Genomic DNA, 21,263 nt, shown 5'->3' on the forward strand with positions numbered 1-21,263 from the left:
CATCAACGGTTCGCCAAGGACCAGCAAGCCGAAGGCCGCAAAGAGCCGAGGCCCGATAACAAGGATGGCAAGCGATGTGGTTTCTGATCAAGGGAACGTTCTGGTTCTCCATGGTTCTCGTCCTGCTCCCGTTCCTCGACGCGGAATCCTCCGCGAAGCTGGAGAAGGGGCCGAACGTCGAACTCGGCGACACCTTCACCGCCGCAAGCGAGGCGTTCGGCTATGTGACGGCGATGTGCCTGGAAAAGCCTGACGTCTGCCAGAAGGGCGCTGAAACCTTCGTCGCTCTCGGCCACCGGGCCCGTGAAGGTGCGCGCATCGCCTACCAGTTCCTCGATACACAGTTTGCCGAAGACGGTGCTGCCGTCGCCAAGGCCGATACGGCGAAGGACGAAGCGCTCGACCAGCCGCTTCCGGATGTCGCCGCAATCGATGCCGACGACGAGGTCATCACCGGCACCGTCGCCATCCCGACCCGCCGCCCCGACCACAAGGGCTAAGACTTTCCGAAATACTGCCTGCCTGACTCGTTGCCCCTGCAACCGCCGTATGGATCCGTTCCGTACGGCGTTTCTTTTTGTGGCGAAGGATTCCGGTTCAAATTCCCGGCGCCCTCGCCTATATGAAGACCGTAATCCCTTAGAGTGACGCAACTCCGGACGCGAAACCGCGTCGCACTTTCACCGGAATTGCTCAGGACGGAATGCCATGGCCACGCTTCAGCAGATCATCGACGACTTCGCCTATCTCGAAGAATGGGAAGACCGCTACCGCTATGTCATCGAACTCGGCAAGGCGCTGCCGGACCTGCCGGAAGACAAGCGCATAGCGGCCAACAAGGTGCAGGGCTGCGCCAGCCAGGTCTGGCTCGTCAGCCACATTGAGGGCGGCGCCGATCCGGTGATGACCTTCGACGGCGATTCGGATGCCCATATCGTGCGCGGCCTCGTCGCCATTGTGCTCGCCATCTATTCGGGCAAACACGCCTCCGAGATCGCCGCGCTCGATGCCATCGACACGTTCAACGAAATCGGCCTCGTCGAACACCTCTCCTCCCAGCGCGCCAACGGCCTGCGCTCGATGGTCAAGCGCATCCGCGAAGAAGCCGCCATCCGCGTGGCGGCCTGATCGACATCAGACGTAAGCCGCCAGCATGAAGGCGGTTGCCAGGACCAGGATCAGCGTCGGGATCGTCCACATCAGCGTCACATAGGCCTGCTCCTGCACATAGGGACCGAACAGGCGCGCGATGACGTTGAAGCGTGAGAAGACGATGTTGACGAACAGCGCCGAGGCGAGCCCGATATAGTTGAGGGCAAACAGCCGGTTCACCGTGTTGTCGCCGACCGACAGCACGGTATAGCTGCTGTAGACCGTAAAGTTCAGCGCGATCACCGCAAAGAGGCCGCCGATGATGATGTTGACCATCTCATAGGTATCCACCTGGAAGACGCCGTCTTCCATGCTGTTCAGCCAGATCGCCAGCAGCGGGATGAGCAGCGAGGCCAGCAGCGGAATGAAGATCGAGGCGACGACAAGCCCTGGCTGGCGCTTGATATCCAGCGCGGCGATGATGCGCGCATGGCTTCCGTTGTACCAGCCCGGCAGCGGCGCGCTCTTCAGGTCGATGAGGCCGATGCTCCAGCCGGCTAGCTCCGCATTGGCGGAGGGGCGGCTGAAGTCGATATCCGACTGGTCGAAGCGCAATTGCATCTCGGCGGTCGTCAGCGTGTCGGCGGCAATCTCGATGGTCAGTTTCTGGCGATCGAAGGGAAAGCGCTGCACGTCGACGCCGACGGTGAAATCGGCCGTCACGCGGTGCAGCAGCTCGGCGCGGCCGGAGGGATAAATCCGGAGCCCATATTCCGAGCGCAGCGCCTCACCCGTCTGGTTGGCGATGCGGACCGGCGGGATCCAGATGTCCTTCATGCGGGCTTCGGCCGCAGAACCCCGCAGCGTCTCCGGCGGGGCGCCCCCCGCGTCGGTGGCTGCAGCAAGACGCGAATCATTCCAGCGCAGGCGCAAGTCCACGGTTGCTCGATACGTTCCGGTGTTCTCGTCGAAACTCTCGATCGACAGAACCGAGGCGCCGGCCTGCACGGTGATCGGCAGCCCCTTGTCGCGCGGCAGCGGCGGAGCGGCCAAACCTGCCGTCGCAAAAGCGAAGAGCGCAAGCAGCGAGGCAAGGCAGACGAGGAAGAGACGAAGCGGGACCATCGTCATGCCTTTTCCGGCTCGGTCCGGCGGCTGCGGATACGGTCGTACAAGGTGACCAGCGGCTGCATTTCCGCCGGGAATTTCTCTGTTCCCGCAATCGGCGTCAGCGGCGTGCCCGCACCCACGGCCTCGAAGCGCTCACCGAGCACGGCGAGCGGCCGCAAGAGGAAACCGCGCAGCACGACAAGGATGAAGCCGGCAAGAAGAATGATGGCGATAAGGGTCACCACGCCCTGCCAGATCAGGGAACGGCTGACGGCGGCGCGCGAGGCGCTGAAATCCTGGCTGGCGGCGATGACGCCGAGCGGCGTGCCGGAGGCGCTGTTGATCGGCAGCAGCACGATGCCGCGGGCAAGGCCCTGCGCCGCGCGCACATAGCGCAACGGCTCGTTGACCACCGCCAGATCCTCCGGCCGGGCCAGTTCCGTCATCAATTGCGCATTCGTCGCCTCGAACCGGATATATTTGCCGACGCGATTCTGGTCGCCCAGGCGTTCCGGGTCGACGCCCGCCGCAAACTCCTTCAGCAACGCCTCGTCGATGTAAAGCGCAAGGTCGATGCCATAGGCCGTCTTCAGTGCGGCGAGCAGCGGCCCGTAATCGATGCCGATCTCGAAGGTGCCGATATGTTTGCCAGCGGGGTCCAGCACGGGCGCGACGCCGAAAATGGCGGGACCGTTGCGCGCGACCGCAGCGCCCTTCATCGGAACCTGCTCGCGGTTGGCGGCGACCACCAGCGGGCGGAAGCGGGTCAGGTCGTCGCCGAACGTCGCGGGGTCGTGCAGCCGCAGGAACGACACCAGCGACGCCAGATGGAACTGCGCCTGGTCGACGCCGTGCCGCGCCTTCTGGCTGGCGAACATCTTTGACAGTTCGGCGTTCAGCCCGGCCCGATCACCCTCCGCAAACAGCTTGCGCACGACCGGCAGGTCGGAAATCAGCTCGGCCCGCGCCAGCGCCTTGTTTTCGGCGTCGCGGATCGCGGTCTCGACGATGGCCTGCATGGTGCGGAACTGGTCGGCCTCGACGGCATCGGTCATGCCGGCAAACAGCCGGCTGGTAACCAATGCCGCCCCGGCGACGATAACGACGACCGCAAGAATGAGGGCGACGGGAGCACTGCGCCGAAAGGTCATGGAGAGCCTGCAAAGCTGGAGAAACCAACGACTGGTTAACCGCAAGTTAACAGTGGTTTGCCGTGTTTCCGCAAGAGGATTCGACAGCCCAGACGCGAATCTTTTGTGTCCGCAAGCAACGGATTTGCCAGGCAGGCCTATTGTGGCTTCGGCGCCGGCCGGGGGCTCGTCCCGCAGGCACCGACGCCGGTCATGATCGTGTCCAACAGGTCAGACCGCCTGGCTCAGCGCGAAAGGTCCGGCCGATACCCTTCCGCTCCCCAGACGTGGCGGTGCCGTGCGGTCTTCGCCGGCGGCGCGTAGTGGCGGGCAAGGGCCAGCAGTGCGGCACGCAGCATGAGTTTTGCCGAGCGCGCAGGCCATTGACGCTCGCGCTCCACCATCTCCAGCCCCTTCATGAAGCAGCAGACATCGAGCGCGACGCCGGACAGTTCCGGCCCGATCGCCTCGATGGCGCGCGCGACACGCAACCGTGCGGCAAGCGCGGTGTCGGTCAGGTCGCGCCCCACGCCCGCCTCGCCCTTCTGGCGGCTGGCGATGCGCGGCTCCCACGACATGGTCAGTTTCGGCTGCAGGCCGCCACGCGTGAAGTCCGCATGCAACCGCTCGCCGGCAGCGAAGGCGCCCTCCGGCAGATAGGCCTCGCCCGATTTCTCCTTCAACCGCGCGAGGCTCGCCAACGGCGATTCCAGCCGGTTGGCGAAGGCCCTTTCCTGAACACCGTCCCGCAGCACGGTCACCGCGGCCATATCACGATGCTGGCCGGCAAAAGGGGTTTGCGCATCACAAAGCCGTCGCTTCAGATGGGCGCGCGCCTCCGGCAACGGGCTCAGCCTCGCCCCGTCACGCCGCAGAAGACCGAGGCTGAGCGCCTCCGCCAACACGGCCGGCGCCAGCGGCTGCCTGCGGCCATCGGCGGCGACCAGGTCATCGTCTCCGGCAATCCTCACCTCGCCTGCGGCGAGCACAAAGCGCAGAAGCCTGGCAAGGGCATCGACATTCCCCTTCCCGTCCGCCTCACTCATGGCTGCCGATCCCCGCCGGACCAAAGACCGACTGCACGACCCGCTCGATTGCCGAAACGAAGGCATCGAACGCCACATCGTCGCGCCGGTCCTCCACCCGGTTGCAGGCGTGACCCACCGTCGTACGGTCGCGGCCGAAGGCGATGCCGATATCCGACTGCGACAGGCGCAGCACGACATGGCAGACATACATGGCGATCTGCCGGACATGGCAGGTGGACCGGCGGCCGTCGCGGCGCCAGAGCGGTCGTTCGCTTGCCATCGCCGTCATTTCCAGCACAAGCTGGCGCACGATCCGGCAGGCGACCGCCGGAACCACGATCGGTGCCGCCTGACCGCTCATCCGGCGCCGCACGCGCCGCCCGTCCTCCTCCGGATCCAGACCCTTGGTTTCCGGCGCCATGGCGACGGGAGGCGCCGATTCCGAGGACGACCGCCGATGGGGAACGATGAACTGGTGCATGACTGGTCACTCCATTTATAGGAATTTATTCATACACCCTAGAGCACGGGCGGGGATGAAGGAAGTACCTTCCTGCAACCAACCCTTGAATATCTTGATAAAATTACGACAATAATCCTCTATATAGGCTTTATTTCCTCATGACAATTCCGAAAAACCTGATTGGGACGCGGTGGTACGGCAACGATTCGCCCGACATCCCGGCCTGAACGCAAAAAGCCGGCCCCTCTCGAGGCCGGCTTTTCCGTCTTCAACCAAAATTCGGTAATTACTTGGCCTTGCGGCGCTGGCCGAGGCCCATTTCCTTGGCAAGGCGCGAGCGGGCTTCGGCATAGGCCGGAGCAACCATCGGGTAGTCGGCCGGCAGGTCCCACTTTTCGCGGTACTCTTCCGGGGTCATGCCGTAGTGGGTCATCAGGTGGCGCTTCAGCGACTTGAACTTCTGGCCGTCTTCCAGGCAGATGATGTAATCGTTCTGCACGGACTTGCGCACCGGTACAGGCGGCTTCGGCTTTTCGGCAACGACCGGCACTTCAACAACGGCAGCGGGGGCCGTCGTGTTGTTGAGCGCAGCATGCACGTCACCGATCAGGCCCGGCAGGTCGGCGACCGGCACGACATGGTTGCCGACATAGGCGGCGACGATTTCTGCGGTGAGTTCCACGAGCAGACTGCCGCCGGCACCAAGGGTAGTTTCTGTCATTTCTTTCTCCTGTCAAACAACACAAAGGTCGATGGCCCTATCCATCGCCCCGGCTCTTGAATTGCTGATAAAGCGCCATCGTCGAGCGATTGTGCGGCGCACTATTGCGCACCAAGACCACATGCATCGAAACACCGGCATTTCGCGTCAATATAACTCTTCACCACAGCGGCGACCGTTTTCCGCTGAATCCGCGGCCGCGATATATACCGCGCTAGCGCGACTACGACTCAAATTCAACTTAAACAGGAAATCCGCACACAAGCTAAATCAACCCGAATGCTTTACTTTGCTTGAGATATCATTCCTCGATTCAATGTCCAGTATTATTTTGGAAACGCTGGGAGATAGCTTTGAACGGCCAGAATTTCCCACTAAAATTCGACGGATACTGCAAATTCTGGGGGTAGGCATTTCAACCAAATTTCAACGCTTCTTGGCGTTGCGATTCTGCGCGTCGCGTAATTCGTCGATTGCCGTCAGCCGCGTCAGGCGATAACCGGCGTCATGCGCCGCCTTGGCGACGAGATGAGCCGCCACCGGCGCCGTCAACACGAAGAAGATGAAGCCGGCAAGCGCCCGCGTGAAGATCGCCACATCCAGCGAATGAATGCCGGCCGCAAGCAACATGAGCCCCGAACCGACCGTGCCGGCCTTCGAGGCCGCGTGCATGCGGGTATAGACATCCGGCAGGCGCACGATGCCAAGAGCCGCCAGGAAGGTGAAAATGCCGCCGGCGACCAGCATGATGCCGACGACAAGCGCGAGAGCGAAATCCAGCATCAGCGTGCCCTCCCCTTGTTGCGTTGCTTGAAGTGGCGCGCGCCCTTGCGGGGCAAGCCTGCCTCCGGCGCATTGTCTTCGCCCACCTGCATGCCCTGGGTCAGGACGAACCGCGCGAAGGCGACGGTCGCGAGAAATCCGACGAGGCCAAGGGCGATCGCGATGTCGATATAGAGGTTGAAGCCGGTCTTGATGGCGACGACGGCGATGAAGCCGATGGCGATGCCGGTCAGCATGTCGAGCGCGACGATGCGATCCGGCAACGTCGGCCCCTTGATGACGCGGTAGGCCGTCAGGAAGAAGGCGGCGCACATCAGGAAGAGCGCGATGTTTGCGGCAGTGGAGACGATCGTTTCAGCACCCATCAGCGGAAGGCCTCAAGGATCTTCTTCTCAAAGCCGTTGGCGATGTCGCGCCGCGTGCCGACGGGATCGGAACAGTCGATGGCATGAACGTAGAGCACTCTGCGATCCTCGGAAACATCGACGGAGAGCGTGCCCGGCGTCAAGGTGATGAGATTGGCGAGAAGCGTGATTTCGAAATCGCGGTCGACCGTCAGCGGAAAGGCGAAGATGCCAGGCTTCAGCGCCATTCTGGGGCTCGCCACCAGTACCGCGACCTTCCAGGCCGACAGCGCCAGTTCCTTGAAGAAGAGCAGCAGCAGCGACAGCACTTTCAAGGGCCGGATGTGCCGCCCGTCGGGCTGGATATGTCCGCGGATCAGCGCCAGCGACAGCGCACCGGCGACGGCACCGAGCAACAGGTTCGGGATGGTGAAGCTGCCGGAGACGGCGAGCCAGATGATTGTGAAGACGGCGATGATGACGGCTGGGCGCATGGTCAGGTCCTCCCCGGAAAGACCGAGCCGATATAGGCCCGCGGATCGGCAAGCCCCTGTGCCGCATGCTGGACCAGCGACAGGAGCGCATCCGGGAAGAACCCGAAGACCACCGTCAGCGCCGTCAGCGCGGCGAGCGGCAGAAGCGCGCTCGGCGGAATGGTTTCAGCCGGCGGCACATCGGCCGCGGGCCGCCAATAGGCGAGCGCGAAGACGCGGCCGAAGGCTATGGTCGTGAGGAAGCCGGTGAGGAGAACCACCGCCACCAGCCACCAGGCGCCGATATCCATTGCGGCCTTTGCCACCATGACCTTGGGCCAGAAGCCAGAGAACGGCGGCAGGCCGGAGACGGCGAAGAACAGCACCAGCGACAGGGCGGAAAACAGCGCCGAGCGCGTGTAAAGTCCGCCGAGCCGGTTGAGATCGAAACTGCCGGCAAGCCGTCCCGCCAGCCCCGCCGCCATGTAGAGCGCGGTCATGACGACCATGGAATGCAGCGCGTAGAAGATCGCCCCGCCGACGCCGCCGGGACTGCCGAGCGACAGGCCCGCCAGCATGATGCCGATGCCGGAAATGACGGCATAGCCGAGCAGTCGGCGGATATCGCTCTGGCCGATTGCGCCCAGTGCACCGACAATCATGGTGGCAGCGCCAACGAGCGCGATGACGAAACTCAACTCCTCCCGCTCGACCGGAAACAGCATGATCAGCGTGCGCAGCAACGCATAGATGCCGACCTTGGTGAGAAGCCCGGCAAAGAGCGCGGAAACCACAACCCGCGGCGTGTGATAGGAGGCCGGCAGCCAGAAATTCACCGGAAAGGCCGCCGCCTTCATGCCGAAGGCAAGCAGGTAGAGCGCGGCGAGCGTCATCAGCGGCAGGTCGGCGCGCGCCGCTGCCGCCTTCACGGCGATGTCGGCCATGTTGAGCGTGCCGAAGATGCCGTAGAGATAACCTGTCGTGACGAGGAACAGCGTCGTCGCAACGAGGTTGAGGAAGGCGTATTTGATCGCGCCGTCGATCTGGCGCGGCTCCGAGCCGAGCGTGATGAGGCCGAAGGACGCAATCAGCAGCACCTCGAACCACACATAGAGGTTGAAGATGTCGCCGGTCAGGAGGGCACCGGAGACGCCGGCCATCAGCAAAAGCAGGAACGGATAGAAGCCGTAGCGCCGGCCGCGCCCATCGATATCGCTCAGGGCATGCACCGCGCCGGCAAGTGCCACGACCGCGCCGACGAGCGCGAAGAGTACGCCGGTCAAGTCTGCGGTGAAGGCAATGCCGAACGGCGGCAGCCAGCGGCCCATCACCATGGTGACCGGACCGTTGGCGGAGACATGCGCCAGCAGCGCCGCGTCGATCAGCACGAGCACGGCAAGGGCAGGCACCGCGAGCCAGCCCTGCAGGTGCAGCGACTTGCGCAGCATCAGGAGCAGCGCGCCCGTCAGCAGGCACCAGGCGGGCGGCAGCACGACGAGCCAGTCGGCGGGCGCGACCGGCGTCATGACGAGGGCTGCGGAAAGGTCTGTGGGCGTTACGGCCATTGGCGGGGCGATTCCTGTCAGTAGCCGGTCGGCGGGAGCGGATCGTTCTCCGGCTCCGCCACACGCATCTCGTTGCCGTTGTCGGTGCCGAGGTCCTGATAGGCACGGTAGACGAGCACGAGAAGGAAGGCGAAGAAGGAGAAGGAGATAACGATGGCCGTCAGGATGAGCGCCTGCGGCAGCGGATTGGCGGTCAGCGTCACCGGCACGTCGTAGCCGGCCGGGATGATCGGCGGCACCTCGCGCAGGATGCGGCCATTGGTGAAGAGCAGGAGGTTTACCCCATTGCCGAGCAGCACCACGCCGAGCAGCACGCGCACCAGGAACTTCGACAGCATCAGATAGACGGCGGCGGCGAAAAACACACCGATGAGCATGACGAGCGGCAGTTCCATCACAGGTCGTCTCCCGCTTCGAGCGCCAGTGCAATCGAGGTGATCGCCCCCACCACGACGAGATAGACGCCGGCATCGAACAGCATGACGCTGGAGAGCGGAATTTCCACGCCGAGGATCACCGGATAGACCCAGAGCCCCGTCATGAAAGGCACGGCAAAGACCATCGACATCAAACCGGCCAGGCAGGCCATGAACAGTCCGAAGGCCGAGATCGCCATCGGATGGAACCACAGAGCCTTGCGCACGGCGTCGACGCCATTGGCAATGCCGAAGATCGCCAGCGCCGAGACGGCAATGAGCCCGCCGATAAAGCCGCCGCCCGGCTCGTTATGGCCGCGCAGCAGCACGAAGAGCGAAAACAGCACCATGAGCGCGGTGAGGAACGGTGCGACGGTGCGGAAGATCAGCGTGTTCATCGGCGGGTCCCCTTCACAGAAGCGGCGTGGACTGCCCCCTCATCCGGCCCTCCCGGGCCACCTTCTCCCCGTCGGGGAGAACGGAAACGAGACGTCAGCGATAGTCCCCTTCTCCCCGCCGGGGAGAAGGTGCCGGCAGGCGGATGAGGGGGGCAGCCACAGACAAAGACCATCAGATCTTTTCCTCCACCTTGCCGCCCTTGCGGATGCGGATGATCGAGAGGATGGCCAGCCCCGTCACCATGACGACGGCGATTTCGCCCAGCGTGTCCGTGCCGCGGAAATCGACGATGATGACGTTCACCACATTGGCGCCGTGCGCGATCGCCTTGGAATAGAGGTTGAAGAAATCGCTGAGCGCCGTGTCGAAGCGGCCCTGCGTCACGCGCAGCAGATAGAGCGCAAAGCCGAGGCCGCAGGCGATCGCGATCGCGGCATCGGGGACTTTTTCACGCAGCGGCCGGCGGTCGCGCGGCGTGAGCTGGAGCCGCGTCATGGCGAGCGCCAGGATGACGACCGACAGCGTTTCGATCATGAACTGCGTGAAGGCAAGGTCCGGCGCACCGAACAGCAGGAAGAGCAAGGCGACGCAAAAGCCCTGCACGCCGAGCGCGACGATGGCCGTCAGGCGATTGTTCGCCGCCAGCACGGCGCCGATGCCGAGCGCCGCCAGCAGCATCACCGCCAGCTCATGGAACGGCATGTTGGCCGGCCAGACCGGGGCACGCGGCCATTCGCCATAGACGACCGGCGGCACGAGAAGCGCCAGCGCGACCACCACGAAGGTCGCGGTCATGTAGACTTCCATGCGGCCCGACTGGGTCAGGCGATTGACGGACACAGCCAAGCGCACGAGCCCGCGCATGGCCTGGTCGAACCCCCTGTCCGGCCCCCAGCCGATGTCCTCGACCAGCCGGTTCGCCGCAGCGCGCGCCTTGTCGAGCACCAGGAAGACGAGGATGCCGAAGGCCACGGTGAGGAGGGACAGCAGCAGGGCTGCGCCAAAATGCGGGATCGCCGAAATGGTGACGGTCTCCGGCTTGCCGGCAATGGCGGAGGCGAGCGGCGAGGTCAGCATGGCGTGTGTCACGGCAGAGAAGATGCCGATCGTCAGCCCCTTGACCGCGAGCAGCATCGGCCCGATCCACAGCAAGGCGGGCCCTTCATGCGGATGTTTCGGCGTTTCGACGCGCGCGCCGAGGAACGGTTTCAGCGCCACGGCGAAGGCGACGGCGAACATCAGGCCGTTGCCGATGACGGCGGCCGCCGTGAAGGCGATGGCGCGCAGGCTGCCGCCGGCAAGCGCCCCATAGATTTCCTCCTTCGCCAGGAAGCCGAAGAGCGGTGGCAGGCCGGCCATCGACAGCGCGGCCAGCAGGGCGGCAAGGAAGGTGACCGGCATGGCGCGGCGCAGGCCGCCGAGTTTCGTGATGTCGCGGGTGCCGGTCTCGTGGTCGATCAGGCCGGCGACCATGAAGAGCGCGCCCTTGAACAGCGAATGCGCCACGAGATAGAGCGCGGCGGCGGCGACCGCATGTTCGGAGCCGAAGCCGGTGAGCATCACCAGCAGGCCGAGCGAGGCGACCGTCGTATAGGCGAGCATAAGCTTCAGGTCCGTCTGGCGGATGGCGAGCACGGCGCCGACCAGCAGCGTCAGCCCGCCGAAGGCCGGCAGGATGGTTTCCCAGGCGGGCGTGCCGCCCATCACCGGATTGAGCCGCATCAGGAGATAGACACCGGCCTTCACCATGGTGGCCGAATGCAGGTAGGCAGACACCGGCGTCGGCGCCTCCATGGCGTTGGGCAGCCAGAAATGGAAGGGGAACTGCGCCGACTTGGTGAAGGCGCCGCCGAGGATAAGGAAGAGCAGCGGCAGATAGAACGGGCTCGTTCGCACCTCCGCGCCGAAGGACATCAGAAGCGAGAGCTGCGTCACGTCGGTGACGTTCCAGAGCAGCAGCAGGCCGGCGAGCAGGAAGAGCCCGCCGCCGCCGGTCACGATCAGCGCCTGGAATGCGGCCCGGCGCGAGGCTTCGCGCGCATGGTCGAAGCCGATCAGCAGGAAGGAGGTGATCGAGGTCAGCTCCCAGAAGACGAAGAGCATCAGGAAACTGTCGGAGGCGACAAGCCCGAGCATCGACCCCATGAACATCAGGATGAACGAGAAGAACCGCCCCTGATGCGCGTGTCCTTTCAGGTAACCGCCGGCATAGAGCACGATCAGCGTGCCGATGCCGGAGATCAACAGCAGGAAGGCGAGCGACAGGCCGTCGATCAGCCAGGAAAAGCTGACATTGTAGGACGGCACCCAGGCATAGCCGCCGGTGACGATCTCGCCGCGTGATACTTCCGCGTTGAACCCGAGGAAATGCAGGAAGACGACGAGTGGAATGAGCGCCAGCGGCCAGGCGGCATTGTGGCCGAGCAGACGCGTCAGCGCCGGCGCGACCAGCGCGCCGAGAAACGGCAGACAGAAGGCAAGGAAGGTCAGGCCCATCGTGTCTGGTGTCATTCGCTCTCCATCGGCGTGATTTCATCATCGGAGCGCTGGTTCTACGTCGGCATGGCCAAAATCACCACCCTTGAAGCGCAAAGGCGCGGCGTTTTCACGCGCTTTGATCGCTCTTCTCGTCCGGCTTTCGCAAATCGAGACCGGGGAAATACGTGCGACAACGCCCGGCATCGCAGGTGATCAACGTCCATCCCGCAACAGCTTTATGCGCACCGATGGCCGTCACAAGACCAAGCAGAACATTCGTGTCGAGCAGGACCATGCTCAATCTTCGCCGCGGGTCAGCGCCATGATCTCGTCCGTCGTCATGCCCGCGCCGGCCTGGCCGCGCGCTTGCGCGAACCGGCTTTCCGGCCGCGGCCTCCCAAGCGGCATGACGACGACGCTGCCATCTTCCACCCGCCGGAACTCGACCTTTGCTGCCGGGGCCGATGCCGAGGAAATTGCGCGTCCGGCGAAGAGATGCCGCACGGATTGTCTTGCCACATTTGCCGTCCTATCTATTGGGACAACAGGAGGACGCCATGAGCGACACGACGACATTGAAGGTCAACAAGACGAAGGAAGAGTGGCGCCAGATCCTGACGCCGGAACAGTTCCGCATCACGCGCGAACACGGCACGGAGCGCGCCTTTTCCAGCCCCGATTTCGACCTCTCCAAAAAGGGCACCTATCATTGCATCTGCTGCAACAGGCCGCTCTACAGGTCCGAGGCGAAGTTCAATTCCGGCACCGGCTGGCCGAGTTTCTACGAGCCGATCGAGCCCGGTGCGGTAACGGACCACTCGGACCATTCCTACGGCATGACGCGCACGGAAATCCGCTGCTCGGATTGCGACGCCCATCTCGGCCACGTCTTCCCCGACGGCCCGCCGCCGACCGGCCTGCGCTTCTGCATGAACGGCGTGGCGCTCAGCTTCGATCCGGATTGATCAGCGCTTCGGCACCCTGAGCTCCATGCAGGCGAGGTCGAGCCAGCGGCCGAACTTGATGCCGACCTCGCTGAACCGGCCGACTATGCGGAAGCCGAGCTTTTCGTGCAGCTTGATCGAGGCGACGTTCTCCGCCTCGATACAGCCCACCATGACATGGATGCCGTTGAAGCTGGCGCGGTCGATCAGGGCCTTCATCAGGCGCTTGCCCGTTCCCGTGCCGCGCGCCTCGCCGCGGATGTAGACGGAATGCTCGACCGTATGGCGAAAGCCATCGAAGGCCCGCCAATCGCCATAGGAGGCATAGCCGATCACCTGCTTGCCGCGCACGGCGACAAGCACCGGAAAATCCCGCTCGCGGCGGGCGGCGAACCAGGCCTTGCGGTTGGCGAGGTCGACGACGGCCTCGTTCCAGATCGCCGTGGTATTGACGACGGCATCGTTGTAGATGTCCATGATGGCGGGAAGATCGCCCTCCGCGGCATCGCGTATTGTAATGTCCATGGTTCCCCCCGGTTTTGCCTCATGCCATACAGGAGGAGCGGGAAAGCTGTCCAGCCTGCTCGCAGGGCTGGCGATGAAAGGCCCGCCTTTGTCCGTCTTGTCGTTGACGCATCAGCGAGTGGCCACCATGCAACGTTTGCTTTTTCTGCTTCTCCTCATCCTCCCCGCCCCTGCCCTTGCCGCCGGGTGGGAGCCCTATGCCAACGCCCGCTTCGGCTTTGCGGTCGATATCCCGCCTGGCTTTGCGCTGGTGCGCGAAGCGGACAATGGCGACGGGCGAACCTACGGCAATGGCAGCGCGACGCTCGCCGTCTGGGCAAATTATCTGACGGCCGGTGATTTCGCGGAAGAGGTTGCCGACCGGCGCGTGACCTACGGCCAGCAAGGCTGGGACCTGAGCTATGACCGGCAGACGACCGGCTGGGCGAGCCTTTCGGGCACGCGCAGCGACCGGATTCTCTATCACCGGGTCATCGCGCTGTGCGGCGATGCCGTCGCCTCCTTCGTGCTGGATTATCCGCAATCGATGAAGGCGGAGATTTCGCCGCTCGTCGGCAGACTGGTGAAGTCGCTGCACCCCGCCGAAGGCTGCACAAATGCACAGGGCGCGGCCCCGGCCGCGCGATAGCGAGATCGGTCAGATGCTGGAAACGACGCTGGTGACGACCGCCGAGTAGTGCACGGCGGCCGCGGCCACCACGAAGCCATGCCAGATGGCGTTCTGGAAGCGCAGCTTCTCCCAGACATGGAAGATGACGCCGACCGAATAGAGCAGCCCGCCGACCACGATCAGCGTCAGCGTCGCGGTGGACAGATGCGTCATCAGCGGACCGAAGGCGAGCACGCCGCTCCAGCCCATACCGAGATAGATGAGGATCGCCAGCCGGTCGAAGCGACCGGGAAAGAGGAATTTCAGCGCCACGCCGGCCGCCGCCATCAGCCAGAGGAAGACCAGCATGCCGGCCAGAAAGGGGTCCTCCATGCCGCGTTGTAGGAACGGCGTGTATGTGCCGGCGATCAGGATGAAAATCGCCGAATGGTCGAAGCGGCGCAGGTGCCACTTTACGTTGGAGACCGGCCAGAGATTGTAGGCAAAGGAGGTGGCGAGCACGAGCACCAGACCGACGCCATAGACCCAGGCCGCAGCCAGCTGGCCGCTCGACGCCCAGACGGTGGCATAGAAGATCAGCGCCGTGACGCCGATCAGCGCCAAGACCAGGCCGACGCCATGCACGATGCCATCGGCGATGACCTCGTAGCGGTCATAGTTCCACTTGATGCCCTTGATTTCCACCGCGACCGGCCCTGCATTTCATCTGCCGCCCATGGTGGCGTGTTTGCCTCGCGCGGGCAAGGGGAACGGCCGCTTGCGGGGATCACGAAAGTTTGCCGCCTGTCATCTCATTGCTGGGCGATGCACTCTTCACACAGTGCCGCATGGGGAACGGCGGCAAGGCGCGCGGGCGAAATCGGCCCGCCGCACTTGGCGCAGGTGCCGAACGTGCCGGCGGCGATCCGGTCGAGGGCGGCGTCGATGGCTTCGATTTCCTTGAGGCCGTTGGTGCCGAATTCCTCCAGCACCTCATCGTTCTCCCGCTCGGTCGCCCGGTCGGCGCTGTCACCGCTTTTCAGCGTGTCGAGATCCGTCTCGATCCTCTGCAAACGGCTATGGAGTTCGCGCTTGCGGCCGAGGAGAATATCCTTGTAATGCGCCATGTCCGTCACGATACCAGTCTCCTTTGTTTCACGATCTGCAGCGAAATTGTCATCGTCGCCGTTCAACGGCATTGATCCGGGTCAAGTTCCAAGCCAGCCATCGTCAACGCCGCATTGACAGTAAATCGCCGAAACACCACCTTTCGTGAACGAAGCGGCTCCGCCATATTGCTCCCAACAGAACGGTTTCCAGGGGAAACCGAAACGGGATGATACCATGACCGACTTCGACAGACGGACATTTCTCGGCGCTGCCGCCGCTGGCATCGCTGTCGCCAAGGCCGGCCCCACGCACGCGGAGACTGCCACCATGACCGAGACCCACGCCGTCGACATGCCGGCCTTCGTCGATCACTCGCATCTGACGGTGATCGACCTGCCCATGCTGTCGGCCTTCTACCAGCAGGTGATGGGCCTGACGGTGCTTGAGACGTCTGCCTCCGGCGAGACGCTCGGCGTGTCCGGTCGCCCGCTGCTGACCCTGACGACCGGCAGCAATGCCGCCCGCGCGCCGCGCAACGCGCCGGGCCTCTTCCACACCGCTTTCCTGGTGCCGAACCGCAAGGAACTCGGCCGCTGGCTGGCACATGCCGCACACAACAACGTGTCGCTCACCGGCGCCTCCGACCACCTCGTCAGCGAAGCTATCTATCTCGACGACCCGGAAGGCAACGGCATCGAGATCTATCGCGACCGCGACCGGTCCGAATGGACCTATGTGGCGGATGGAAAGGTGAAGATGGCGACGCTGCGGCTCGACCTGCAGGCGCTCTATGACGAAGCGCCGAAGGATGGCTGGACCGGCCAGGAGAATGGCACCGTCATCGGCCATATCCATCTCCAGGTTTCGGACATGCCGGAGGCAAACGCCTTCTTCCACGACGTGCTCGGCCTCGACATCATGACGAGCTATCCCGGCGCGAGCTTCTTCGCGACCGGCAAGTATCATCACCATGTGGCGGCCAATGTCTGGAATTCGCAGGGCCAGCCGAAGCGGCAGGACGGCATGACCGGCCTTGCCGACTACACGATCCGCTTCAACGATCCGGCCAGGCTGGAGACGGCCCTCAAGCAGCTGGAGACGCTTGCCATCCCGACCACACGCTCGGGCGATACGGTGTCGCTCATCGATCCGTGGGGCATCGGGCTGAAGCTTTCTGCCTGAGCCCATGAACAATGCGGGAGCTTCCCGCTGACTTCGCCCCACCCACCGTCGTCATCCTCGGCCTTGAGCCGAGGATCCATCGCCGCGCCCCAAGCATGGATGGTCGGGTCAAGCCCCACCATGAGGGAGGAGAGGTTTGCGGATTTTTCCAGCAGAAGACGCGGTGTGCTAAAGCGCGACGCCTTCAGTCATACAGATAATGCGCCGCCCAGTCCTCGCGCGGGACCATGTCGCCGATCTTGTACTTGAAGGCATTGACCTCCAGCCGGTCGGCGCTCGCCTCGCATTTGTACGAGAGACGGTACCATTCGCCGCCACTGCGGAAAACGGCACCGCGGGTCTTGAAGGTCGTGCCATCAAGCTTGGGATCGCCGAAGGCGTAGGCGATCACCTTGTCCGGGCGGAAGCCGTCCTTGTCGCCGCTGATCTTGTCCATCGCTTCCATATCGCAACGCTGCTCCAGCCGCTCTTCCGGCGTCAGCTTCTGGAGCTGGCTGCGGATGCGGGCGTCGATCGCCCTTGCGGGAGATGCGACGAGCGGCGCGAGCGCCAGGGTGCAAAGGGCGCATACAAGCCCGGTTGCCTGCCGTTTCAACTATCGGCCTCCTCTTCGTGGCGTCATTGCCGACGTCCTAATTCGGGGTTGACCGGCAATATGTCGATTTGACGACGGGTGGCAACCGACCCAGGGTTTCAAGCAACAGCGGCGGAACTTCCATCCCCGTCACGCGTTTTGCGGCCGAATTGGGGAACACGCCATGCATGACCTGTCGGGACAACCGGCTGAACGGAGGCTCTTGCGAAGCGGCCTCGATCTGGAAAAAGACCTAGTCGATCATGCGCCGCGTCGCTATGGCCTCGACATCGCCGCCGCCTGGGCGGCGATCGGCATTTTCGCCATCATGGCCATGGGCGTCGTCTATCTCATGGCGCCGATCCTCATTCCGCTATCGCTGGCGGTCGTTACCGGCCTCATCTTCGGCGTGGCGGCGGAAAAGCTGCATGACCTCGGCATCCCCCCGCTGCCGACGGCTCTGCTTTTGGCCGGCCTGTTCGGCGTAGGTGTCTTCTTCATCGCCGGAATGCTGGCCGAGCCGATCAGCCAGCTCGCCGCGGATGCGCCCGATCTGGTGCGCGGTGCCTATGATCGCATAACGCCGCTGTTTTCCCGCCTCGGCTGGCTGAACATCAGCCCGGAAACCTTCCAGGGCACACAGATGTCGATGGAAAAGGTGCTGGAAAACACCGGCAGCATTCTCGGCATCCTGTCCGCCAGCCTCACGCCCGCTCTGTTGCAGGCGATGATTTTCTTCGCGGCGCTCGTGCTCTTCCTTTCGGCGCGTCTGAAGCTGCGCCATATGCTGATCCTGGCCTTTCCGCGCCGCGGCCAGCGGCTGACCGCGATCCGCATCATGAACGCCGTCGACAAGGCGCTTGGCTACTATTTCGCGACCGCGACGCTTGTCTACGGTTCGCTCGGCGTCGTCACCACCCTTATCACCTGGGGCGGCGGGCTCGCCATGCCGGCGCTCTGGGGCCTCTTCGCCTTTCTCTCCAGCTTCGTGCCGTTTCTCGGCGTGACGCTGATGACGATCGCGCTGGCCACCGCCGGCCTCCTGACCCATGAGACGATGCTGATGGGTCTGCTGCCGGCCCTCGCCTTCTTCCTCGTGCATCTGGCCATGGAAAACCTCGTCATGCCGGCGGTGATGGGCAAGAGGCTGGAGGTCAACGCCTTCATCATCTTCACCGCCATCATCTTCTGGACCTGGATGTGGGGCGCTGCCGGCGCCATGCTGGCCCTTCCCCTTTCCATCATCGGCATGACGATCGCCGACGAGTTGCGTCCCGCCAAGCGCAAGGCCCGCCGCAGCCTGCCAGGGTGATTAAGAACGGCATCCGGCGGCAAAGCCGCTTGATGCGGCGGGCCGGGCTCTCTATCTGTTTGATCCCGCCTACCGATTTGCCGGAGTGAAATCTTGTCCGTCTTCAAAAACCTGCCCGCCGCCCCCGTCGCTGCCAAGAAGCCGATCTCCGACACCCGCCACGGCATCACCCGGACGGATGATTACGCCTGGTTCCGCGACGAGAACTGGCAGGCCATGTTCAAGGACCCTTCGATCCTCCAGCCGGAAATCCGCACGCATCTGGAGGCGGAGAACGCCTATATGACGGCCGCGATGGCCGACACGGAGGCGCTGCAGAAGACGCTGTTTGCCGAGATGCGCGGCCGCATCAAGGAAGACGACAGCTCCGTTCCGATGAAGGACGGCCCATTTGCCTATGGCACCGCCTATGTCACCGGCGGCGAGCAGCCGCGTTATTTCCGAGAGCCCCGCGACGGCGGCGAACGCATCACCCTGCTGGACGGCGACAAGGAGGCCGCCGGCAAGGACTATTTCCGCCTCTCCGGCATCGACCATTCGACGGATCATTCGGTCGGCATCTGGGGCTATGACGACAAGGGCTCGGAATATTTCACGCTGAAGGTGCGCAACCTTGCGACCGGCGAGGACCGCACCGACACGCTCGTCAATACCGGCGGCGACGGCGTCTGGGCGCCGGATGCCAGGAGCTTCTTCTACACCGCGCTCGACGAGAACCACCGCCCGTCAAAGATCTTCCACCACATCCTCGGCGATCGCCAGGAGAACGACCGGCTGGTCTATGAGGAGAAGGATGCGGGCTTCTTCATGTCGGTCGGCGGCTCGCTGCTCGACGATGTCATCTATATCGACATCCACGACCACGAGACGAGCGAGTACCGACTGCTCTCCACCAAGGACCTTCTCGCCAACCCGGTCATCGTCACGCCGCGCCAGACCGGCCTCGAATATGCGATGACGGAAGGCGGCGACGTCTTCTACATCCTGACCAATGCCGACGGCGCCAAGGACTTCAAGATCATGGAAACGCCGGTGACGGCGCCGGGTCGCGAGAACTGGACCGAGGTCGTGCCGCACCGTGCCGGCACGCTGATCCTCAACCACATGGCCTTTGCACGCCACCTCGTCTGGCTGGAGCGCCATGAGGGCCTGCCGCGCATCGTCGTGCGCGATCGCAAGACGGGCGAGGAACACGCCATCGCCTTCGATGAGGAGGCCTATTCGCTCGGCCTTTCCGGTGCCGCCGAATACGATACGGACGTCATCCGCTTCTCCTATTCCTCGATGACCACACCCGCGCAGCTCTTCGACTACGATATGGCGACGCGTGCGCGCACGCTCCTGAAGACGCAGGAAGTGCCCTCCGGTCACAATCCGGACGACTACGTCACCCGCCGCGTCTTCGCGCCGGCCTGGGACGGCGAGCAGGTGCCCGTCACCCTGCTCTACCGGAAGGACACGCCACTGGATGGCTCCGCGCCCTGCCTGCTCTACGGCTACGGCGCCTACGGCATCACCATCCCGGCGTCCTTCAACACCAATTGCCTGTCGCTCGTCGACCGCGGCTTCGTCTATGCCATCGCCCATATCCGCGGCGGCAAGGACAAGGGTTTTGCCTGGTACGAAAACGGCAAGATGGACAGGAAGACCAATACGTTCAAGGACTTCATCGCGGCGGCCGACTATCTGAATCAAGAGAAGTTCACCTCCTACGCGAACATCGTCGCGGAAGGCGGATCGGCCGGCGGCATGCTGATGGGGGCGATCGCCAACATGGCGCCGGAAAAATTCGGCGGCATCATCGCCGCCGTGCCGTTCGTCGACGTGCTCAACACCATGCTGGACGACACGCTGCCGCTCACCCCGCCGGAATGGCCGGAATGGGGCAACCCGATCGACAGCAAGGATTTTTACCAGCTGATGGCCAGCTACTCGCCCTACGACAATGTCGAAGCAAAACCCTACCCGGCGATCCTCGCCCTTTCCGGCTTGACCGACCCGCGCGTCACCTACTGGGAGCCCACCAAGTGGGTGGCCAAACTGCGCGAAAAAACCACCGGCAGCGAACCCATCCTCCTCAAGACCAACATGGGCGCCGGCCACGGCGGCGCGTCCGGGCGCTTCCAGCGGCTGGAGGAGATCGCGTTCGAATATGCGTTCGCGATCAAGGTGGCGGGGAAGATCTAGCCACTCATAGACATTTCGGAGGAAAAGCGATCCCCAACGAAGCGGGATCGCCTTCAAACCGCGGCGGCAGTGATCGGCCTTTCCAGCTTTGGCCCGGCGATGTTGTGCCTAGGCATTGTCTTCACTGTCTATGGCCGGTTCCCCGGTATTCGCGGCGGAGGGCTTGAAGCCTCCGAGACTCCGATAATGTTTTACACCTTGGCCCTCGTATGGGGGACTACTTGCCTGCCGCTAGCCTTAGCCGGCGCAATGTTTGCGGCAGGATATGCACTTTCGAGAACGATCGGCACCGAACCTTCCGAAATCAGAAAACGCCAATTTCTGTCTAGCCTGCATCGCAACCTCCAAAGTCTGTTGCGTAGGTACATTGATCCATTTTCGCGACGCACATAGATCGCCAATTTACGTCAGCGGGCAACGCTCACGTTCTGACATACCGCTGACACCTCGCATCCATAGCTTGTCGTGATCTCAAAAAGGGTCAGCTCTCCACGCAGAATCGCGTCGCATTTCCGCCTGATCAGCTCGACGTTGGCTTCATGATAGCGCTTGTCCGCAGAAGGATGGGGGCCTGGATACAGACACGACAGCTGGCTGGCACCAACGTTCGTTCTTGTCAGCAATCGTACATCGAAAACGATGTTCCCTAATTTGAAGTTGGTGGCTGCGAATTCCTCGACTCCGGAAAGGGTTAGCCAGAACTTATCTCCAGGAATGGTACTGATGTTTAACCTGACAGTATCGCCTTCAGCCATGATGCCGTTCAGGTTGCCGTCGTGGAAAAACGGCTCCCTCATAAAGCCAAGCTCAGTGAGAACGTACGTCATAAAGCCCCTCA

Annotated in this window: 26 protein-coding genes; 7 read left to right on the plus strand and 19 right to left on the minus strand. The window is 63.4% G+C overall.

Features of this window, described 5'->3' with window-relative positions:
* Positions 1–74: 74 nt before the first annotated feature.
* Together AC1RT2_RS06595 and AC1RT2_RS06600 are read left to right on the plus strand one after the other, a co-directional pair.
* Positions 75–500 carry a DUF5330 domain-containing protein gene (locus AC1RT2_RS06595; RefSeq protein ID WP_493100500.1) on the plus strand — a complete coding sequence of 142 codons (426 nt, stop codon included), beginning with the start codon at positions 75–77 and terminating at the stop codon, positions 498–500.
* Positions 501–708: 208 nt separating this feature from the next.
* Positions 709–1,128: a SufE family protein gene (locus AC1RT2_RS06600; protein WP_069059424.1), complete on the plus strand. Its 420-nt coding sequence runs from the start codon at positions 709–711 to the stop codon at positions 1,126–1,128.
* A 6-nt stretch (positions 1,129–1,134) separates the two neighbouring features.
* Here the strand turns inward: AC1RT2_RS06600 and AC1RT2_RS06605 are convergent, their stop codons facing one another.
* The 14 genes from AC1RT2_RS06605 to AC1RT2_RS06670 all read right to left on the minus strand — a co-directional run bounded on the left by AC1RT2_RS06605 (position 1,135) and on the right by AC1RT2_RS06670 (position 12,521).
* A complete protein-coding gene (locus AC1RT2_RS06605; RefSeq protein ID WP_493100502.1) occupies positions 1,135–2,223 on the minus strand; it encodes a hypothetical protein in 1,089 nt (362 codons plus the stop codon).
* Positions 2,220–3,353: a cache domain-containing protein gene (locus tag AC1RT2_RS06610; RefSeq protein ID WP_493100504.1), complete on the minus strand. Its 1,134-nt coding sequence runs from the start codon at positions 3,351–3,353 to the stop codon at positions 2,220–2,222. Before AC1RT2_RS06610 ends, AC1RT2_RS06605 begins: the two co-directional genes overlap by 4 nt.
* 224 nt (positions 3,354–3,577) lie before the next feature.
* Positions 3,578–4,378 carry a DUF6456 domain-containing protein gene (locus AC1RT2_RS06615; protein ID WP_493100506.1) on the minus strand — a complete coding sequence of 267 codons (801 nt, stop codon included), beginning with the start codon at positions 4,376–4,378 and terminating at the stop codon, positions 3,578–3,580.
* Positions 4,371–4,841 carry a helix-turn-helix domain-containing protein gene (locus AC1RT2_RS06620; RefSeq protein ID WP_493100508.1) on the minus strand — a complete coding sequence of 157 codons (471 nt, stop codon included), beginning with the start codon at positions 4,839–4,841 and terminating at the stop codon, positions 4,371–4,373. Before AC1RT2_RS06620 ends, AC1RT2_RS06615 begins: the two co-directional genes overlap by 8 nt.
* A 268-nt stretch (positions 4,842–5,109) precedes the next feature.
* Positions 5,110–5,544, minus strand: coding sequence for a Ros/MucR family transcriptional regulator (locus tag AC1RT2_RS06625; RefSeq protein ID WP_069059428.1), 435 nt, complete (start codon positions 5,542–5,544; stop codon positions 5,110–5,112).
* Between the two features lie 426 nt (positions 5,545–5,970).
* Complete coding sequence (gene mnhG / locus AC1RT2_RS06630) at positions 5,971–6,327, minus strand: monovalent cation/H(+) antiporter subunit G (RefSeq protein ID WP_069059429.1); 357 nt, start codon at positions 6,325–6,327, stop codon at positions 5,971–5,973.
* On the minus strand, positions 6,327–6,692 hold the full coding sequence (locus AC1RT2_RS06635; protein WP_493100511.1) for a cation:proton antiporter: 366 nt from the start codon (positions 6,690–6,692) through the stop codon (positions 6,327–6,329). The genes mnhG and AC1RT2_RS06635 overlap by 1 nt, the downstream gene beginning before the upstream one ends.
* Positions 6,692–7,165, minus strand: coding sequence for a Na+/H+ antiporter subunit E (locus tag AC1RT2_RS06640; RefSeq protein WP_493100513.1), 474 nt, complete (start codon positions 7,163–7,165; stop codon positions 6,692–6,694). Before AC1RT2_RS06640 ends, AC1RT2_RS06635 begins: the two co-directional genes overlap by 1 nt.
* A gap of 2 nt (positions 7,166–7,167) precedes the next feature.
* Positions 7,168–8,721, minus strand: a complete 1,554-nt coding sequence (locus tag AC1RT2_RS06645) for a Na+/H+ antiporter subunit D (RefSeq protein ID WP_493101249.1) — start codon at positions 8,719–8,721, stop codon at positions 7,168–7,170.
* A 5-nt stretch (positions 8,722–8,726) separates the two neighbouring features.
* Entirely contained in the window at positions 8,727–9,104 is a 378-nt protein-coding gene (locus AC1RT2_RS06650) for a Na+/H+ antiporter subunit C (RefSeq protein WP_069059433.1), read from the minus strand.
* Positions 9,104–9,523: a Na(+)/H(+) antiporter subunit B gene (locus tag AC1RT2_RS06655; protein ID WP_069059434.1), complete on the minus strand. Its 420-nt coding sequence runs from the start codon at positions 9,521–9,523 to the stop codon at positions 9,104–9,106. The genes AC1RT2_RS06650 and AC1RT2_RS06655 overlap by 1 nt, the downstream gene beginning before the upstream one ends.
* A gap of 172 nt (positions 9,524–9,695) precedes the next feature.
* Positions 9,696–12,035: a putative monovalent cation/H+ antiporter subunit A gene (locus tag AC1RT2_RS06660; RefSeq protein ID WP_493100515.1), complete on the minus strand. Its 2,340-nt coding sequence runs from the start codon at positions 12,033–12,035 to the stop codon at positions 9,696–9,698.
* A gap of 94 nt (positions 12,036–12,129) precedes the next feature.
* Positions 12,130–12,297, minus strand: coding sequence for a hypothetical protein (locus AC1RT2_RS06665; RefSeq protein WP_286157198.1), 168 nt, complete (start codon positions 12,295–12,297; stop codon positions 12,130–12,132).
* A gap of 2 nt (positions 12,298–12,299) precedes the next feature.
* On the minus strand, positions 12,300–12,521 hold the full coding sequence (locus AC1RT2_RS06670) for a hypothetical protein (protein ID WP_493100517.1): 222 nt from the start codon (positions 12,519–12,521) through the stop codon (positions 12,300–12,302).
* A 38-nt stretch (positions 12,522–12,559) separates the two neighbouring features.
* On the opposite strand from AC1RT2_RS06670, the gene msrB reads away from it, so the two are divergent.
* Positions 12,560–12,967: a peptide-methionine (R)-S-oxide reductase MsrB gene (msrB, locus tag AC1RT2_RS06675; RefSeq protein WP_069059436.1), complete on the plus strand. Its 408-nt coding sequence runs from the start codon at positions 12,560–12,562 to the stop codon at positions 12,965–12,967.
* Here the strand turns inward: msrB and AC1RT2_RS06680 are convergent, their stop codons facing one another.
* Positions 12,968–13,471 (minus strand): GNAT family N-acetyltransferase, encoded by a 504-nt coding sequence (locus AC1RT2_RS06680; RefSeq protein WP_493100520.1) that lies wholly within the window; start codon positions 13,469–13,471, stop codon positions 12,968–12,970.
* A 127-nt stretch (positions 13,472–13,598) separates the two neighbouring features.
* On the opposite strand from AC1RT2_RS06680, the gene AC1RT2_RS06685 reads away from it, so the two are divergent.
* A complete protein-coding gene (locus AC1RT2_RS06685) occupies positions 13,599–14,099 on the plus strand; it encodes a hypothetical protein (RefSeq protein WP_493100522.1) in 501 nt (166 codons plus the stop codon).
* A gap of 9 nt (positions 14,100–14,108) precedes the next feature.
* Here the strand turns inward: AC1RT2_RS06685 and trhA are convergent, their stop codons facing one another.
* Both trhA and AC1RT2_RS06695 read right to left on the minus strand, forming a co-directional pair.
* Positions 14,109–14,765, minus strand: coding sequence for a PAQR family membrane homeostasis protein TrhA (gene trhA, locus AC1RT2_RS06690; RefSeq protein WP_493100524.1), 657 nt, complete (start codon positions 14,763–14,765; stop codon positions 14,109–14,111).
* 107 nt (positions 14,766–14,872) lie between these two features.
* Positions 14,873–15,187 carry a TraR/DksA family transcriptional regulator gene (locus tag AC1RT2_RS06695; RefSeq protein WP_150130041.1) on the minus strand — a complete coding sequence of 105 codons (315 nt, stop codon included), beginning with the start codon at positions 15,185–15,187 and terminating at the stop codon, positions 14,873–14,875.
* Between the two features lie 310 nt (positions 15,188–15,497).
* Between AC1RT2_RS06695 and AC1RT2_RS06700 the strand changes: the two genes are divergently transcribed.
* The gene (locus tag AC1RT2_RS06700) at positions 15,498–16,352 is read left to right on the plus strand and encodes a VOC family protein (protein ID WP_493101252.1); all 855 of its coding nucleotides are present in this window, start codon (positions 15,498–15,500) and stop codon (positions 16,350–16,352) included.
* A 184-nt stretch (positions 16,353–16,536) separates the two neighbouring features.
* Here AC1RT2_RS06700 and AC1RT2_RS06705 read toward each other — a convergent pair whose 3' ends face one another.
* Positions 16,537–16,947: a DUF930 domain-containing protein gene (locus AC1RT2_RS06705; RefSeq protein WP_493100526.1), complete on the minus strand. Its 411-nt coding sequence runs from the start codon at positions 16,945–16,947 to the stop codon at positions 16,537–16,539.
* Positions 16,948–17,110: 163 nt separating this feature from the next.
* On the opposite strand from AC1RT2_RS06705, the gene AC1RT2_RS06710 reads away from it, so the two are divergent.
* On the plus strand, positions 17,111–18,238 hold the full coding sequence (locus AC1RT2_RS06710; protein ID WP_493100528.1) for an AI-2E family transporter: 1,128 nt from the start codon (positions 17,111–17,113) through the stop codon (positions 18,236–18,238).
* Positions 18,239–18,331: 93 nt separating this feature from the next.
* Positions 18,332–20,425 (plus strand): S9 family peptidase, encoded by a 2,094-nt coding sequence (locus AC1RT2_RS06715; RefSeq protein ID WP_493100530.1) that lies wholly within the window; start codon positions 18,332–18,334, stop codon positions 20,423–20,425.
* A gap of 407 nt (positions 20,426–20,832) precedes the next feature.
* On the opposite strand, the gene AC1RT2_RS06720 is transcribed toward AC1RT2_RS06715, so the two are convergent.
* Entirely contained in the window at positions 20,833–21,252 is a 420-nt protein-coding gene (locus tag AC1RT2_RS06720; protein ID WP_493100532.1) for a hypothetical protein, read from the minus strand.
* Positions 21,253–21,263: the final 11 nt, after the last annotated feature.

It is taken from the genome of Shinella sp. GW821-FHT11G07, from assembly GCF_058808115.1.